This window comes from Ruminococcus sp. Marseille-P6503, from assembly GCF_900604945.1.
GTDB lineage: Bacteria > Bacillota > Clostridia > Oscillospirales > Ruminococcaceae > FB2012.
Genome location: NZ_UWPB01000001.1, coordinates 746383 through 763571 on the forward strand (window position 1 = coordinate 746383; position 17189 = coordinate 763571).

At 43.1% G+C, this 17189-nt stretch carries 12 protein-coding genes; 4 read left to right on the forward strand and 8 right to left on the reverse strand.

Features of this window, described 5'->3' with window-relative positions:
• Positions 1 to 47 precede the first annotated feature (47 nt).
• Entirely contained in the window at positions 48 to 1133 is a 1086-nt protein-coding gene (locus EIH25_RS03500; RefSeq protein ID WP_124098598.1) for a helix-turn-helix domain-containing protein, read from the reverse strand.
• Positions 1134 to 1665: 532 nt separating this feature from the next.
• Between EIH25_RS03500 and EIH25_RS03505 the strand changes: the two genes are divergently transcribed.
• The gene (locus EIH25_RS03505; RefSeq protein ID WP_124098600.1) at positions 1666 to 2613 is read left to right on the forward strand and encodes a PP2C family serine/threonine-protein phosphatase; all 948 of its coding nucleotides are present in this window, start codon (positions 1666 to 1668) and stop codon (positions 2611 to 2613) included.
• Between the two features lie 134 nt (positions 2614 to 2747).
• Here EIH25_RS03505 and galE read toward each other — a convergent pair whose 3' ends face one another.
• Positions 2748 to 3761, reverse strand: coding sequence for a UDP-glucose 4-epimerase GalE (gene galE, locus EIH25_RS03510; RefSeq protein ID WP_124098602.1), 1014 nt, complete (start codon positions 3759 to 3761; stop codon positions 2748 to 2750).
• 183 nt (positions 3762 to 3944) lie between these two features.
• On the opposite strand from galE, the gene EIH25_RS03515 reads away from it, so the two are divergent.
• A complete protein-coding gene (locus EIH25_RS03515; RefSeq protein ID WP_124098604.1) occupies positions 3945 to 4793 on the forward strand; it encodes an AraC family transcriptional regulator in 849 nt (282 codons plus the stop codon).
• A gap of 103 nt (positions 4794 to 4896) precedes the next feature.
• Here the strand turns inward: EIH25_RS03515 and EIH25_RS03520 are convergent, their stop codons facing one another.
• The 6 genes from EIH25_RS03520 to EIH25_RS03545 all read right to left on the reverse strand — a co-directional run bounded on the left by EIH25_RS03520 (position 4897) and on the right by EIH25_RS03545 (position 14995).
• Positions 4897 to 6336, reverse strand: a complete 1440-nt coding sequence (locus EIH25_RS03520; RefSeq protein ID WP_124098606.1) for an LCP family protein — start codon at positions 6334 to 6336, stop codon at positions 4897 to 4899.
• A gap of 240 nt (positions 6337 to 6576) precedes the next feature.
• Positions 6577 to 8826 (reverse strand): DNA topoisomerase (ATP-hydrolyzing) subunit A, encoded by a 2250-nt coding sequence (locus EIH25_RS03525; RefSeq protein WP_243113078.1) that lies wholly within the window; start codon positions 8824 to 8826, stop codon positions 6577 to 6579.
• Positions 8827 to 8915: 89 nt separating this feature from the next.
• Positions 8916 to 10898 (reverse strand): toprim domain-containing protein, encoded by a 1983-nt coding sequence (locus EIH25_RS03530; protein ID WP_124098608.1) that lies wholly within the window; start codon positions 10896 to 10898, stop codon positions 8916 to 8918.
• A 331-nt stretch (positions 10899 to 11229) separates the two neighbouring features.
• Positions 11230 to 12942 (reverse strand): glycosyltransferase family 39 protein, encoded by a 1713-nt coding sequence (locus EIH25_RS03535; RefSeq protein WP_164489143.1) that lies wholly within the window; start codon positions 12940 to 12942, stop codon positions 11230 to 11232.
• Between the two features lie 11 nt (positions 12943 to 12953).
• A complete protein-coding gene (locus tag EIH25_RS03540; RefSeq protein ID WP_124098612.1) occupies positions 12954 to 14516 on the reverse strand; it encodes an NAD(P)/FAD-dependent oxidoreductase in 1563 nt (520 codons plus the stop codon).
• A 17-nt stretch (positions 14517 to 14533) separates the two neighbouring features.
• Positions 14534 to 14995 (reverse strand): GtrA family protein, encoded by a 462-nt coding sequence (locus tag EIH25_RS03545; protein ID WP_124098614.1) that lies wholly within the window; start codon positions 14993 to 14995, stop codon positions 14534 to 14536.
• 332 nt (positions 14996 to 15327) lie between these two features.
• Between EIH25_RS03545 and miaB the strand changes: the two genes are divergently transcribed.
• Positions 15328 to 16725, forward strand: coding sequence for a tRNA (N6-isopentenyl adenosine(37)-C2)-methylthiotransferase MiaB (gene miaB / locus EIH25_RS03550; RefSeq protein ID WP_124098616.1), 1398 nt, complete (start codon positions 15328 to 15330; stop codon positions 16723 to 16725).
• A 23-nt stretch (positions 16726 to 16748) separates the two neighbouring features.
• Positions 16749 to 17159, forward strand: coding sequence for a YlbF family regulator (locus EIH25_RS03555; RefSeq protein WP_124098618.1), 411 nt, complete (start codon positions 16749 to 16751; stop codon positions 17157 to 17159).
• The last annotated feature ends 30 nt before the right edge of the window (positions 17160 to 17189 follow it).

Consider the following 17189-nt stretch of genomic DNA (forward strand, 5'->3'; position numbering starts at 1 on the left):
AATTTGAAAGAAAATGTTCCTTCATTAATTAAGCTGCGAGAACGATTTTAGAATTTAACCGGATTAGCGGATAAATACTTTTTAACCATCAGAGCTATTTTGAAAATGATAGCATGGTCGAACTCTCTCAGGTCAAGACCTGTCAGCTTCTTTATTTTTTCCAGTCTGTACACAAGAGTATTTCTGTGAACAAACAGTTTTCTTGAAGTTTCCGAAACGTTCAGATTGTTCTCAAAGAACTTCTGAATAGTAAAAAGGGTTTCATGGTCAAGCGAATCGATAGAGCCTTTTTTGAAAACCTCTTTCAGAAAAGTTTCACAGAGCGTAGTCGGAAGATGATAAATAAGTCTTGCTATTCCCAGATTATCATATGAAACGATGATCTTATCTGTATCGAATACCTTGCCTACCTCCAGAGCGATCTGCGCTTCCTTAAATGACCTGGCAAGGTCGCGCACTCCCTCTACAACGGTTCCTATTCCAACGTTTACACGGGTATAGAATTCTCCGCTGAGAGTATCTGAGATCGAACGAGCAAGCTTTTCAAGATCCCTAGGCTCAACTCCCGAGGTCACTTCCTTAACAAGAACTATATCGGATTCTGTAATATTGAAAACAAAATCCTTGTTTTTGTCCGGGAAAAGATTCTGTATAACGTCATACGCGGATACGTCGTTGGAAGAGATGATCCTTATAAGAAGAACCACCCTTGACGTATCTGAGCTGAAATGCAGCTCTCTTGCCTTGACGTGGACATCTCCCGGAAGAACATTGTCAAGAACTACGTTTTTTATAAAATTATTTCTGTCGTATTTTTCATCATAATACTGCTTGATGCTGGACAGGGTAATAGCCAGAATACTTGCATATTTGGCGGCGACCTCGTCCGTACCCTCTACAAAAACAGCATAATCGGGTCTCATATGTGAACCGAAAGGCTTATATGTATAGCCGTCGCGCACGAAAATATCATGCGAATCACCCAAATCAAGCGATACGAATTCGTTTGTGGCGCCTACCTGAGCCAGCTCCGAACAGGCGATAATTGTCGCAGTATCGTCAATAACGCCGATAGTGCAGTCAATAGTATCCCTCATCTGATGAACTACGCTTTGAAATAATCTGTTGGACATAAGTTAATCCCCTCTACCTGCAAATTTTAGATCAATCATAATAAATTGTCTGGATACTGCTATTATAACAAAAAATGATTGAATTTGCAAGTGGTTTATAGTAAAAATGTTCAAAAGTCTGATAGACAGCCGGGTTCATGTTTGAAGCTGCCTTAATATATTACAAATTGTAACATATTTTTCTCTCAGTTGTGTGAACTTTCTGTTAAATCGCATAAAACAGGAGTGTTTTTTATTAAATATGCCCTAAGCCTTCCATTTATTTGTTACTTTTTTGTAATCTTTAAATTTTATGTGAATCAAAATAGTCTCCTGGCTTTTAGCTTTAATGTATTTTAAAATTATTACCGTATGAAACAATTTGCGGCTTTATTTCAGCAAATTTTCGGTTTGCCGCTGTTTTTTTCTTAACTTTATCCGTTACCTGTTGCAGAATTGCATATACCCGACGGGTCTGTTTTTTGGTTGACTTTTTACTGATTTTATGATAAAATTGCATTAAAATATTTAAAAATTGTCGAGAGCGTTTTTTATGAATTACTATATTTATGGATTTACAGGAAAAGGAAATTACAGAAAGCATAATGAAGACTGTCTGCTGATAAACCGCGAAACCGTCCGCAAGGGCGGCTTTGAATCGGTGTGTATTGCTCCTTTTCTTTCCGCGGTATGCGACGGCGTCGGAGGCGAACAGGCAGGCGAGGTTGCTTCCGAGCTGTGCATAAGGTATCTGTCTATTACTGATTATGATTCTTCTGTAGATCTGGACAGGCATATTATGAACATTCACAGCAAGATAATAAAAAACGGTATTTCTTCTCCGGATTCCGTCAATATGCAGACTACGCTGTGCTGTCTTGCAGTCGATGAAAACGGCAGGGCAGTGTGCTATAATATAGGCGACAGCAGAATGTACCGTTACGTCGGCGGCTGTATTCGGCAGATAACGGTAGATCAGACCTATGGAAGATTTTTATACGAGCAGGGTGAAATCGACGGTATCTCAGAGCTTGAGCCTGAAATGCAGAACGCGATAGTATCCTCGGTAGGAAGCGTTCTGCAGCTTCCAAGCATAGATCGGTTTGAATTTGTCACACCCTTTGGAAGCGAAAGCGACGATACGGTATTGATATGCTCGGACGGTGTTTCAGACTATGTTTCAGACGACGAGTTTGAAATAGCAATGAAAATAGACAACATGACTTTCAAAGAAAAGATAGAAGCGCTCTGCGAGCTTGCGCTCAGAAACGGCAGTACAGATAACGTTTCAGTAATCGGTATAAAGCCGTTTGATACTCAGGAGGAGTATGAAAGGCTTATAGGAGGCATTGCTACTCATGAAGAAAAGGCTGAAACTATAAGAGCCGAGCATGAATGTCTTGCGTATGAAACCCGTTATCAGAACAGTATGCTTATGGAGCAGGCAGATTTAAGTCTGCAAAAACTGTTTGATGATCTGGAAAGCTTTAAGAATACCTGACAGCCTTCAATTATCAAAGCGGCGGATAATAAAATAAACATAAAAACGCATGAAGCATTTTTTTGCAGCTTCATGCGTTTTTCAGTTATTTTATGAGCGGACAGTATACTAGTTCAGCTTATAACCATTTATTATTAAAGTCCGTTTGGATTATTTTTTGTAAAGTTCCAGCCGTCCGCAGCCATTTCGTCCAGTCCGTATTTAGCCTCCCAGCCGAACAGCTCTTTGGCTTTATCGGTATTAGCGTAGCATACCGCGATATCTCCGGCGCGTCTGGGCATGATCTGATACGGAATAGTTTTACCGCAGGCTTTTTCAAAGGCGTGCAGAACGTCCATTACGCTGGAGCCCTTTCCTGTGCCGAGATTTACCGCTTCAACGCCTTTATGCTCGAGAACATATTTAACGGCGCATAGATGTCCGCAGGCAAGGTCAACGACGTGAATATAATCTCGTACGCCGGTGCCGTCCGGAGTATCGTAGTCGTTTCCGAAAACTCCGAGGCGTTCAAGCTTGCCTGAAGCCACCTGAGCGATATAAGGGAAGAGATTGTTGGGTATCCCGTTCGGATCCTCGCCTATAAGCCCGCTCTTGTGAGCGCCGATAGGATTGAAGTATCTGAGCAGTGAAACTGACCATTCATTGTCGGCAGTGAAAACGTCCTTTAATATCTGCTCTATCATGACCTTTGTATATCCGTAAGGATTGGTTGACGAGTTGGTAGGCATTGTTTCAACGTAAGGCGCGGGATTGTTTACTCCGTATACCGTAGCGGACGAAGAGAAAACTATTTTCTTGCAGTCATGCGCTCTCATCGCCCTGATAAGCATAAGAGTTCCGGTAATATTGTTGTGGTAGTATTCAACCGGCTTTTCAACCGACTCTCCCACCGCCTTGAGTCCCGCGAAGTGAATGACGGCGTCGATCTTGTTCTCGTCAAATATTTTGTTCATCGCGTCAAGGTCGAGAATATCAGCCTCGTAGAATTTAAAATCCCTGCCTGTTATTTTTCTGATACGGTTAAGAGCCTCGGGCTTTGAATTGGAGAAGTTATCCATGACAACTATGTCGTAGCCTGCGTTCAGCAGTTCAACGCAGGTATGGCTTCCGATAAACCCCGCTCCGCCTGTAACAAGAATATTTGCCATTGCAATCCGTCCTTTCGTATGCATATGTTCAAAGACCGTCTTGATCTTTAATGTTAGTATAACACACAGCAGCCTGTAATTCAATAATTATTTGTTTCATGCGCATGGAAATTTGTTGCATTATCTTCGGAACAGTGATATAATATAAACAAACGGCGTTTGACTTTTTAGCGAGGTGTGATCATGAACGGTTCGGATAAACATTCTTTTAAAACCAATCCCAAGGACAGCGTTGCCTTGTCCGTTTACAATGTAGGGTATGAAAAATGCAGGGGACTGCACAAATGGGGAAGCGGAGTAAGAGATCATTTTCTGATACATCATATAATAAGCGGAAAAGGACTGTATAAGACTCCTTTCGGCGAGTATAAGCTAAAAGCCGGAGATACTTTTCTTATATATCCCTATACTGAAATTACATATATTGCAGACGAGTTTGATCCGTGGGAATACTACTGGGTCGGTTTTTCCGGAAGCGACGCCGAGGTGATAATCAACCGTACGGATTTTACAAAGGAATTTCCCGTAATGTCAGCGGATTTCGGCGACGAGCTGAAAAAACGTCTGAACGATATTTACACTGACCGGGGACAGAGCGACGCGGCGGCGCTGAAAATGACCGGACAGCTGTATATCGCGCTGTCGCTGCTGGTAGAAAAATCCGATAACGGAGGAGCTGCCGAAAATGTGTCGCAGCGTCATGTAAAGGCGGCGAGGAAGTTTATCGCGTATAATTATTCGCTTCCTATAACCGTTGAAGATGTCGCGGCAGGAGCGGCGGTAAGCAGAAGCACCTTGTTCAGGGCGTTTACGGAAACTCTCGGAATATCTCCGCTTGAATATCTTACCGAGTTCAGAATAGAGCAGGCGTGCAGACTGCTCAGGAACACCGATCTTTCGGTTACCGCGGTATCTCTCTCCGCAGGCTATGAGGATCCGCTTTATTTTTCAAAGGTATTCAGAAAATGTAAGGGCGTTTCGCCCAGCGTGTACAGAAAGGAGCATAACCGATCGACTAAGACGGGATCATAATTAAAGCGGACGGCTGAAACAGACCGTCCGCTTTAGCTTTAAACTTATATTGGCATATGCCCGTAAAATAGCCTGCAAAACCGATATTGCGGTTCAGGCAGATTTAATATCCGTATATGGTTTTTCCGATTTCTTCTCGGCATCTGTCAAAATCCACCTCAAGTATAGACTGACCGCTGTTCGTAGTGCCGTAGCTGTAAGCGTCGTCCAGCGGAATACGCAGCTGCTGCATATCGTAGCCGAGTATAAACGGAGCTCTGTAGGTGAGAAAATAAAGCTCGGATTTTGTCATATTGGTAGTCAGGTTGGAAAGACAGGTTCTCGCAAAGCCGTCAAGCTCAAAAGGATTAAGCGTTTTGGATTTTTCAATTATTTTTGAAATTACCGTTCTCTGTCTTTCAGTGCGTTCAAAATCCGCATTTCCTACATATCTCAGTCTGGCGTACGCGAGCGCCTGATTTCCGTTTACGGTAACTCCTTTTCCGCCGGAGGTCAGATAATCGGTGCCCTTTTCGTTTCCGAGATATTTGTTCTGCTCAGCCATAGGATCCTTCATTCCCTCGGCCTCTTCATCGGAAATGTCAAGCTCGATACCGCCCACAGCGTCTACAATATCTATAAACGAATAAAAGTCGATATAAATATACTTGTCCACATCAATGTCAAAATTAAGCTCTATTGTATCCATCAGCAGCTCAGCTCCGCCGTAAACGTAAGCGGCGTTCATTTTGTTCCAGCCGTTTCCTGGGATTTCAACGTACATATCTCTCATAAACGAGGTCATTGTTATCTGCTTGGTCGCTTTGTTGACTGAAAGCAGTATCATTGAGTCGGTCCTTCCCCGCTCGTCCTCATCGCGGGTGTCCGAGCCGATTATAAGTACGTTCAGCACGTCGTCTGAGCTCATAGAAGCCGAGTTTACGCTTCTGCCGCCTGTTTCAACATAATTGACCATGCCAAGGTATCTGAAAATAAGCAGCTGAAGCAGAATAAACAGTACCAGTATCAAAATGAGCAGACATTTGAAGAAAGTTTTTACAGGAGAGCTTCGTTTTTCTTTGTTCATGTTATTTTTCTCAGCCTTTTTCTTTTTATTGCTTTTCTTTGACTTGGAATAGCCGGAATTTTTTGCAGGAGCTTTTTTGTAGGATTTGTTTTTCGCTTCTTTGTTTCTGTCGCCGAATTTAAGCGGTTCGTTCCTTCCTTTGCCTTGTCCGGAGGAAGAACGCGCTCTGCTTTGGGAGGTTCGTTTCTGCCCTGAATTTGCTGAACCTCGGTTGCTGTTTTGTGACGTACGGCGAGGCGTATTTCCGGGCGTCGGCGTCCTTCTGCCGTTTTGAGCCTGACGGTTCAGGTCGTACTGTTCAAATTCCAGCTCGTCCGTACTCTGATATTCATCAGGAGAACTGTTGTCCAGCTCGGCAAAGCGTCGCAGCTGTTCTTCGTACTGACGCTGAAATTCGTCGTATCCCTGACCTGAGCCGTTATAATTATCATTAAGTCTGTTGTTGTCCGATGATCTTTTATTATTATCTCTGTTCATCTAAATGCCTCCTTCTGCACAAGCTTACTATATTATATTACATGAAGATATAAAAGTCAATTTTAAGCCGGCAAATATCAGAAAATTATCACAATTACAGCAAAAAAGGCGGTCAAAGCCTTTCTGCAAAGAGCGTGTAATACGCGTATAATTTACAGAAATGTTCTTTGACAGCCCTTTGGATGCTGTAATTGTATTGTTTAGGCGTAAGGAGATTTAACATTTGCAAGTGCTTATTACTTAAAGCATAGACATCTGATCCGGGTCAGGAATATCCTTAGCAAAGCTTCCGGCAGCGGGTATGCTCCTGCTGCGGTATTTTGAAAGCTGCTCAGCCGTTTCATCTGAAATGATGAAAGCTTTTTCAAGCGTGGACTTAGCTTTAAGGGTCATTGCCTGTACGCCTATAGTATCTCTTGAGGATTTCGGCAGCAGCAGGGCGGTATTAAAAATTATGGCTCTGCCGTTGGTGCTCCTGAGCATTACTTCCGCGTTTTCCTTTATAAAGAAGGCTGAGATAAGCTTTGATTTTCCTGAGTACGCGTTGCTCAGCTTTTTGCGGTTGGTTTTTGTTTCATAGGCTTTGAGCGGAACCTTGGCTGCCTTTCCGTTTTCAAAAACAAAAAGCATATATCCCTCGTAGTCCGTAGTTGAAACCATATACCTGAAGCTTTCGCCCTCGTCAAAGGAAAGCTTGGCGGGAATATAGTCGCCGAGATCGCTTGCCTTGGTGTTGTCGAAGGCTGAAGCCTTTGATTTGTATACCTGACATTTGTCGCTGAAAAACAGCAGCTCGGTTTTATTGGACGCTTCTATCTCCTGGATTATAAAATCGCCTTCCTTAAGCTTATGCTCTCCCGACATTCTCAGCGACTGCGGAGTTATTTTCTTGAAGTAGCCGCTTTGAGAGATAAACAGAGTGCATGGATAGTCCGGCGTATCGTCTTCGGTTTCGACTTCCTCGATATCGTTTTTGTAGAAGAACTGAGTGCGGCGGGGCTGTCCGTATTTCTTGGATACTTCCTTTAGCTCGGCGATTATAATGCTCTTTATTTTCCGATCGCTTCCCAGAGTATCGGAAAGCTCCGCGATTTCCTTTTCGAGCGCCTCGGTTTCGTCCAGACGCTTCATGATATATTCGCGGTTTAAATGCCTCAGCTTTATTTCCGCAATATACTCCGCCTGAGTTTCGTCAATGCCGAAGCCTATCATAAGGTTGGGAACTACCTCGTTTTCCTCCTCAGTTTCCCTTATGATTTTGATAGCCTTGTCTATGTCCAGCAGGATCTTTCCCAGCGCTTTCAGCAAATGCAGCTTGTTCTGCTTTTTATCAAGATCAAAGGCTATACGACGCTTAACGCAGCCGATCCTGAAATCCGTCCATTCCCTTAGAATATCGTAAACTCCCATTACCTTCGGGTAGCCGTGCACCAGAATATTAAAGTTGCAGGAATAGCTGTCCTGAAGGGGAGTAAGCTTATACAGCTTCTGCATAAGCTTGTCCGGATCGACTCCTCTTTTCAGATCTATGCCGATAGTAAGACCGGTTTTGTCGGTTTCATCTCTGATGTACTGTATTTCCCTGATCTTTCCGGCTTTCACCAGAGCTATTATCTTTTCGATTATCGCTTCTACCGTAGTAGTAGCCGGTATTTCGGTTATTTCAAGACAATTTGCCTTTTTGTCATATTGATATTTTGCTCTCAGCTTGATCGAGCCTTTGCCTGTGCGGTAGATTTTTTCAAGCTCCTCCTCGTCGTAGAGCGCATACGCTCCGCCGGGGAAATCAGGACCCTTAAGAGTTTCAAGAGCGTTATGCTCAGGATTTCTCATAAGGGCAACGGCAGTTTCGCATACCTCGCTAAGATTGAAGGAACAGACCGCGGACGCCATTGATACTCCGATTCCCACATTTGAGTTTACAAGAATAGACGGATAAGAAGCGGGGAGCAGGGTAGGCTCAGTCATGGTGTTATCATAGTTCGGAACGAAAGCAACGGTGTTCTTGTCTATATCCTTGAACAGCTCGGCACAGATAGGCTCAAGCTTTGCTTCCGTGTAACGTGATGCGGCGTACGCCATATCTCTTGAATACGCCTTTCCGAAATTTCCCTTTGATAAAATATACGGATGCAGCAGGCTTTCGTTTCCTCTTGCAAGCCGCACCATTGTTTCATATATAGCTCCGTCGCCGTGAGGATTAAGCTTCATTGTCTGTCCGACTATGTTGGCGGATTTGGTAAGATTGCCGGTAAGCAGACCCATTTTATACATAGTGTAGAGCAGCTTTCGGTGAGAGGGCTTAAAGCCGTCTATCTCCGGAAAAGCTCTTGAAACTATAACGCTCATAGCGTACGGCATATAGTTTTTTTCAAGTGTAAGGGTAATCGGCTCCTCCACTACCTGTCCCGCTCCGGCAATGTAAGCGTTGGCTTCCTCCGGGGAGGCTATTCTGTTTTTGCTATCAGATTCCTTTTTCTTTCTGGACAATGGTCTAACCTCTTTTCAGTATTCTGTCAAGGCAATGGCGCGCGGTGTCATTGCCTGAAAGCTTGTTTTATGCTGAGCAGGCTTTTTATTTATGAAATATCAGCCATATCAAGATAATCGTGACCGTTCTGGCTGATAAAATCCTTTCTTCCCTGAAGATTTTCACCCAGCAGCATATCAAACATAAACTGTGTGTCCTCTACATCGTCCGGGTTTACCTTTATAAGCCGGCGTGTTTCAGGATTCATTGTTGTAAGCGACATCATATCAGCCTCGTTTTCACCCAGACCTTTCGACCGCTGTATGGTAAATTTCTTATTGCCTATTTCATTAAGGATCTGAACCTTTTCGTTTTCATCGTACGCGAAATAGGTTTTGTCCTTTGTAGTTATTTCAAACAGGGGAGATTCAGCAATATAAACGTAGCCCTGCTCAATAAGAGTAGGCGTTAGGCGGTAAAGCATTGTAAGGATAAGCGTTCTTATCTGGAAGCCGTCAACGTCGGCGTCGGTGCAGATAACGACCTTGCTCCATTTAAGATTTTCAATATTGAAAAGCGACAGATCCTTGTTTGCTTTCGATTTTACTTCCACGCCGCAGCCGAGAACCTTAATGAGATCGGTTATGATCTCGTTTTTAAATATTTTATCGTAATCCGCTTTAAGGCAGTTCAGAATTTTTCCTCTTACCGGAATAACCGCCTGAAATTCGGCGTCCCTCGCCATTTTGACTGAGCCGAGAGCCGAATCGCCCTCTACTATATAAAGCTCTCTTTTTGAAAGATCCTTGGAGCGGCAGTCCACAAATTTCTGCACTTGATTTGAAAGGTCTATAGTTCCGGTAAGCTTTTTCGCAATGTTAAGACGGGATTTCTCAGCGTGTTCGCGGCTCCGCTTGTTTATAAGGACCTGTTCCGCTATTTTGACCGCCTCGTCGGGATTTTCTATAAAATATATCTCAAGCTGATGTTTGAGAAAATCCGTCATACATTCCTTGATAAATTTATTGGTAATAGCCTTTTTGGTTTGATTTGCGTAGGACGTCTGGGTTGAAAAGGAGCTGGAAACAAGTATAAGACTTTCCTCAACGTCGGCAAAGGTTATCTGCTTTTCGTTCTTCTGGTATTTTCCGTTGTTTTTCAGATAAGCGTTTATCTGTCCGGTAAAAGCAAGCTTGACCGCGTCCTCTGGAGAGCCGCCGTGTTCAAGATAGCTTGAGTTGTGAAAATATTCCAGCTTCTTTAGCTGATTTGAAAAGGTAAACGCGACTGCAAGCTTTACCTTGTAGTCGTCCTTGTCTTGACGGTCGCGTCCTTTTCTGTCGCCCTGAAAATACTGAACCGAGGTCAGAGCCTTGCCGTCGGCAATTTCCGCAACATAATCGGCAATGCCGTTTTCGTAAATAAAGGTTTTTTCTTCAAAGCTGTTGTTTTCACGCTGAAATCTAAAAACAAATTCAACGCCTGGGTTTACCACAGCCTGTTTTTTCAGAATGTCCTCAAAATATTCCCGCTCGATATTTATATCGGTAAATACGTCTAAATCGGGCTTCCAGTGGGTTTTCGTTCCGGTTTTTCTGCGGGTGGTTTCTTCTTTTTTCAGCCCGCCGATATTTTCTCCCTTTTCAAAATGAAGCTCATATTTATATCCGTCGCGGTAAACCTCAACGTCCATAAATTCAGAGGCATACTGGGTAGCGCAGGCTCCCAAACCGTTAAGTCCAAGCGAATATTCATAGTTTTCGCCGCTATTATTGTTATATTTTCCTCCGGCGTACAGCTCGCAGTAAACAAGCTCCCAGTTGTATTTTTTTTCCGACTTGTTGTAATCCACCGGACATCCGCGTCCGAAGTCTTCGACCTCAATGCTGTTGTCGTTATATTTTGTCAGGATAATTTTATTTCCGTTTCCGTCCCGTGCTTCGTCTATTGAGTTTGAGAGGATTTCAAAAACGGAATGCTTGCACCCTTCAAGTCCGTCAGAGCCGAATATAACAGCGGGGCGTTTACGCACTCTGTCGGCGCCTTTAAGGGATACTATAGCTTCATTGTCATAGTCGTTTCTTTTCGGCATTAAAAATACCATTCCTTTCCGGTATATCAGATATATCATACAAGCACCGCGTCAAAATAAAGCTGTGCAGTTATAACACGGTATCGCATGATTATATGCAGAATTATATTTTTTCACATTTGATTTTAATTATAACATATATTTTTTTGTTTTGTCAAATGCCGTTTTTATCATATAAATTATATTCTCGGCGCTTCGGCGGCAATCGGACGCAAATCAAAAATAAAAGAGCGACAGGCTAAATCTGCAAGAAAGAAGCCTGCCGCTCAAGAACAATATAAACACAAAATATAAAGCTTAGTTAGTTTCCTGATGAGCTCCTGTAAGTTTTCTAATTAACATTTGCGCACAAGAAAAAATATGTGAAAAAGGACAGAATCACAAAAGCTGCTGAAATAATGGTTATGCATTTCGAAGTCAGCGTCAGACTCTTTTGCCGGCAGTTTTCAAGACCGTCGTTGAGCATTGTTCCGATGAATACGCAGCCGATCATAACGGTAGGAATTATATATCTGAAATTCTGCGTACAGGTATGCGGGAATTTGTAGCAGAAGCTGTAGAAATTAACCATCATAACGATATAGAATATCCAGAAAAAAGCCTTTATATCCCATTTAAGTACCGTGCTTTTTCTGATTGTATATATGATCATAAGCAGAACGGAAATTACCGCGAGAGCAGTTCCGACCCAGAAGAAAATTTTAGGTATAAATAAAATTTCTCCGGCAAAATTTGATTCGTTTATGCTTTCGCCGAAAAGGGAATTTTTCAGAATCGCTACCGTGGGATTATATTCGTTATATGATCCCCGCGACTCCCACTGTTCAAAAACGCTTTCAAACTGTGCTGACGAAAAGTCGGTAATTCTCTTTAAGAATGGTATTTCGCCGATATACTGAGAGGAATTTAAGTCCAGTCCGGGCACATAGGTTATCGGAACTTTGAATTTTATATAATTTCTTATACCCCACCAGAGTCCCAGCGGGCAGCATACCGCTCCGAAAGCCGCATACTGACAAATAAGACTTCTTATCTTTTTTCTGCCGCTGAAAAGCGCCGCCGCAAATACAAAGGCAACGGCAGGCGCGACAAGTCCCGCCGAGAGCTTTGTCATCATTCCAAGACCTATTGAAACGGCGATTTTTAGAATATTGGGTAATGTAGGATTTTCTCTCCATTTTAAGGTGTTAAGTACCGCGGAGAGTATAAACAGCACAGAAAGCATATCATTATTAATGCTTCCGGACATCAGTATATACGAAGGGTGAAAAGCAAATACCGCCAGAGGAATATACAGCGCCGCTCCCTTGAAATTAAAGTGTCTGAGAATTTTATAGACCACGATTACGCAGGCTGTAGAATAAAAAAGCGTAAGCATCTGAAGCGATTCCCTGGCGAAATTATGATCCACTCCGCAGCTTTCAAGAAAATTTATCCAGCCGGCGCTTATTGCATGATGAAGCGGAGGATGATAAAACTGCCATACCTCACGGACGTCAAAATCCGGAAGCCTGCGGTTATTCAGCAGATATTCGATATATGCCGCGTGTCCGATGCTGCCTCCGAACTTATGAACATCGTTTTGCCGCGTATAGCAGGAGGTAGTCAGGACATAGAACAGTTTTATCAGGAAGCTGCCTGAAATTATATAAAAGCAGGTCAGCTTTTCAATTCCCTTTTCGCTTACCTGAACAAACATTTTAAAAAGTATCAGAAGCGCCGCTCCGGCAATGAAAATCCAAAAGGCTTTGGCTTGTGTGCTGCCGAAATACGCTGTAAGGATAATATCGGAAAGGATCAGACCGGCAGCCAGAAGCACGGACGCGGGCTTATTCAGCCTTTCAGAAGAATGAAGCCTGTAAACCGAATATAACACGATAACGGCAATCAGAAGACTTGTGAAAAGAACAGAGCTGCCGGTAATATTTGATTCTGCTCCGAAACAGAAAGGCGTAAGCAGCAGACAGATCAAAAACGATACAATAAACGGATGAGCTCCGATACAGCTATATATACTTTCGAGCCTGTTGATTTTTAATGTCATAAACAAACCGCCTATTCGCTTTTCTGTTCGTGATATTCCTTTTCGGTATTTACATTCCATATCGGAGTTTTATCAGAATTGCCTGCCTTTATGCTGCGGGCGGCATAAATTGCCGTAAGCATTGAATGATCCATATTGTTATATCTGTGCTGACCGTTTCTTCCTATGCAATACAGGTTGTCAAACGTATTCAGATAGCTGATCATTCTGTCAAAATGCTTATATGTGTCAAAATATGCGGGATAAGCTTTTTTGACCCGTTCTCTGTGGGAATCCAGCACCTCGCGGGAATCTATGACCCCCATCTTTTCAAGCTCGCCGATGGCAAACGCTATACATTCCTCGTCAGTCATATTCCAGAAGCTGTCGCCCTCGGCGCAGAAATATTCAAGACCTATCCAGACTGTGTTTTCCGGATCCTTAACCATATACGGAGACCAGTTGTTGAATATCTGTATCCTTCCGAGCTTTACGCCCTTATCCTGTACATATATCCAGCAGTCAGGAACGATATTCCCCAGAGTTTTCTTTCCCGTGTGGTTTTTCAGATTAAGCCTGTTTACAAGCAGACCAACCGTCACAAAATCACGGTAAGGCAGCCCCTCGGCAATTTTTCTTATCTTTTCACAGGGTCCGTCGCCTTCCATATCATTGATCAGGTCCTTTACAGGCATAGAGGAAATAAAGATATCAGCTTCAATTTTTTTCTCGCCGTCAGGAGTATCGCAGTATACAGCCTCAATTTTTCCTTCTCCGCATACTACTCTTTTTACTTTGTGGTTCATAAGAACAGTTCCTCCGCCCTCTCTGACCTTCTGCGCGGCAAGCTCCCAAAGCTGACCCGGGCCGTACTTGGGATACCAGAACTGCTCGATCAGCGAAGTTTCAACTTCCTTTGAATCTTTATTCCTGCCCAAAACCTTGGCGAGCATATCTTTTATAATAGCTCTGACTGAAAGTCCTTTTACGCGCTGAGCGCCCCAGTCTGCGGAGATCTCGCTTGGGTGACGTCCCCACAGCTTTTCGGTGTATCCCTCGAAAAACATACTGTAAAGCACTTTTCCGAAACGGTTTATGTAGAAGTTTTCAAGATTTGTTTCCGGCTTTTTGAAAATACAGGATTTAAGATAGCTGAAGCCGGCTCTGACCGTAGTCGCAAAGCCCATATTTTTTATAGTTTCCGGCTTCATGGAAATAGGATAGTCAAAGAAATGCTTATTGTAGTAAATTCTTGATACTCTGTCGCGCACAAGCATTACAACGTCTTCATTTTCAGGATCAGGGCCGTCGGCTTCAAGAGGTTTTTCTCTGCCTAGAACCTTATCGTCATAAGCGTCTGCCCCCTGTACAGGCATCAGGCTGCTCCACCAGTTCATTACCTCGTCGGATTTTGAAAAGAATCTGTGACCGCCTATATCCATTCTGTTTCCGCTGTATCTGACCGTGCGGGAAATTCCGCCGATTTCATCAGATTCCTCCAGTACGGTTACATTATATTCGCTCCCGTCTTTAAGAAGCTCGGCGGCAGCGGTGATACCGGCAGGTCCGGCTCCGATAATAACAACGTTTTTCATCAGATCATATCCTCTCTTTATGCTTTGTTTTTATCAAATATAATAAATTTCCTTGCAAAGAAGTTCCACACAAAAACTATTACGGTAGAAACCAGCTTTCCGGCTATATAGTATTTGCTCTGCGGCATAAGATTTCCTAAAGGCTTTTTAGGTCCCAGAAAATCCTCAAAAAACCATATGATCGCAACGTTCATAAGCAGTCCGATCACACCTATTACGGCAAAGGCTGCAAACTCAGCCAAACGGCTGCTGAGCTTTGAATTTTTAAATATCCAGCAGGTGCTTAGCAGATAATTTATGCTGAGTCCCAGAACAAAGCTAATAACAGCCGCCAAATTTGTATTCATTTCAAACGCTTCCTTGAAAACCACAAGCGAACCCGCGTCGACGGCAAAAGCCAGTCCGCCGACAAAGCAATATCGGAATAGCTGTATAAGGGTATTATCGGTTTCGCCCGCAAAAAGCCTTTTTATATCCATGATTTCAATTCCTTATCTCAAATAATTACCTTTTAATTATATTCTCTTTTGTAGTATTTGTCAACTATTTTCTAAACAGTTGTTAATTGATTGTATATATTTTATATAAAACTGTATTTTACTATATATAAAACGCTGTATAATGCCGTAAGGTTGCAGTGAATAAATAAACTTTGCGCAAAAAAGCAATTGCTTTTTGGAAAATTTTATGTAAATTTAAATTCTTTTATGGATGTTGACAAAAGAAAAAAAAGACGTTATAATAATATAGAATGTATAGATATGCCTATAAGTATACTATATATTGAATTTATGCTGAAAAGAGGGCTTTGATGAACGCTTCCGAAAACACTCCGGTTTCCGTGCCGGAATTACAGAAAATGCTTGCCGGATTTTCCGAACAGTATAAACTGAGAAACGGACGCCGTCCTCTTGCTTTGGTACATTCCTACGGCTGTCAGCAGAATGTCAGCGACGGTGAAAAGCTCAAGGGCAAGCTGTCGCTGATAGGCTTTGAATTTACCGACGATCCGAAGGAAGCGCTGCTTATTATATATAATACCTGCGCCGTAAGAGAAAACGCCGAGGACAGAGTTTTCGGAAATCTCGGAGAGCTCAAGCGCCTGAAGGAAGAACGTCCTGAGCTTATAATAGGCGTATGCGGCTGCATGGCTCAGCAGCAGCACATTGCTGACCGTATAAAAAGCACTTACAGACAGGTTGATCTGGTATTCGGAACCTTTGCCTACAACGATTTTTATGCCATGCTCTGGGAGGTCATAAGCAATCATAAAAGAATATTCAACCTTTCTGAAAACCATACTGATATAGACGAGGATTTTATTCAGCTCAGAGATGATAAGATACGCGCCTTTGTGCCTGTTATGTACGGCTGCAACAACTTCTGTACCTACTGTATAGTTCCCTATGTAAGGGGCAGGGAGAGAAGCCGCAAGCCGGAAGCGGTGGAAGCGGAGGTAAGAAAGCTTGTTAGCGGCGGCTATAAGGAGATAGTTCTGCTGGGTCAGAACGTCAATTCATACAGCTACGGCTTTCCCGAGCTGCTGAGGAGGATCAACTCTATAGAGGGGGAATTCAGGATACGCTTTATGAGCTCTCATCCCAAGGACGCTACAGAGGAGCTTATTGATACTATTCTGCAATGCGATAAGGTTTGCAAGCATCTTCATCTTCCCATTCAGTCGGGCTGCGACAGAATACTGAAGCTTATGAACCGCAAGTATACCGTATCGGATTACATGAAGATAATTGACTATGCAAGGAGCAAGGCGCCGGAATTTTCGTTTACTACCGATCTTATAGTCGGTTTTCCGGGGGAAACCTACGATGAGTTCTGCGAAACAAAGAATATAATAAATCAGGTAAAGTACGATAATATATATTCGTTTGTGTATTCAAGGCGTTCAGGAACAAGGGCTGCGGAGCTGGAGGATAATATTTCTGATAAGCAGAAAGGACTATGGCTCAGAGAGCTGCTGCTGGAGCAGCGGGAGATAACTTCGCGATGGCTTGCAAGATTTGTGGGAAAAACCGTAACCGTACTTGCCGAGGGAGAGGGAAGAACGGCTGAGGGTTATCTTGCCGGAAAAAACGACGAGAATATAATAGTTGAATTTGAAGGCGGCAGGGAACTGATAGGAAAATTCATTCAAGTGAGAATTACAAAGGCTATGAACTGGGCTTTGGAGGGCAAGCTTGTTTGTGAATAAATAAATTATAAAGGAGTTTTATTATGAACGTAATTGAATCGGCAAGAGCGCTGGGAAAGGCGCTTCAGGAGGATGAAAAATACAAGAGGTTTCACGAGGCTTCCAAGGCAAACGACAACGACACCGTGATCCAGAACAAAATCGGAGAATTCAATATGCTCAGAATGCAGTTGAATCAGGAAATGCAGAAGCCTGACAAGGACGCCGAGAAAATGACCTCGCTTGATAACGATATAAAGGCGCTGTACGACGAAATAATGGCTATGCCTGTTATGGTAGCTTATAACGACGCCAAGGACGAGCTTGACGCGCTGCTGTCGTCTGTAAACTATATTATTTCAATGGCTGCAAACGGAGAGGATCCTATGACCTGTCCCGAGGAGCCTCCTCACGGCTGCGGAGGAAGCTGTTCGACCTGCGGCGGCTGTCACTGATCTGATCCAGATAATAAATAAAAAATAAGG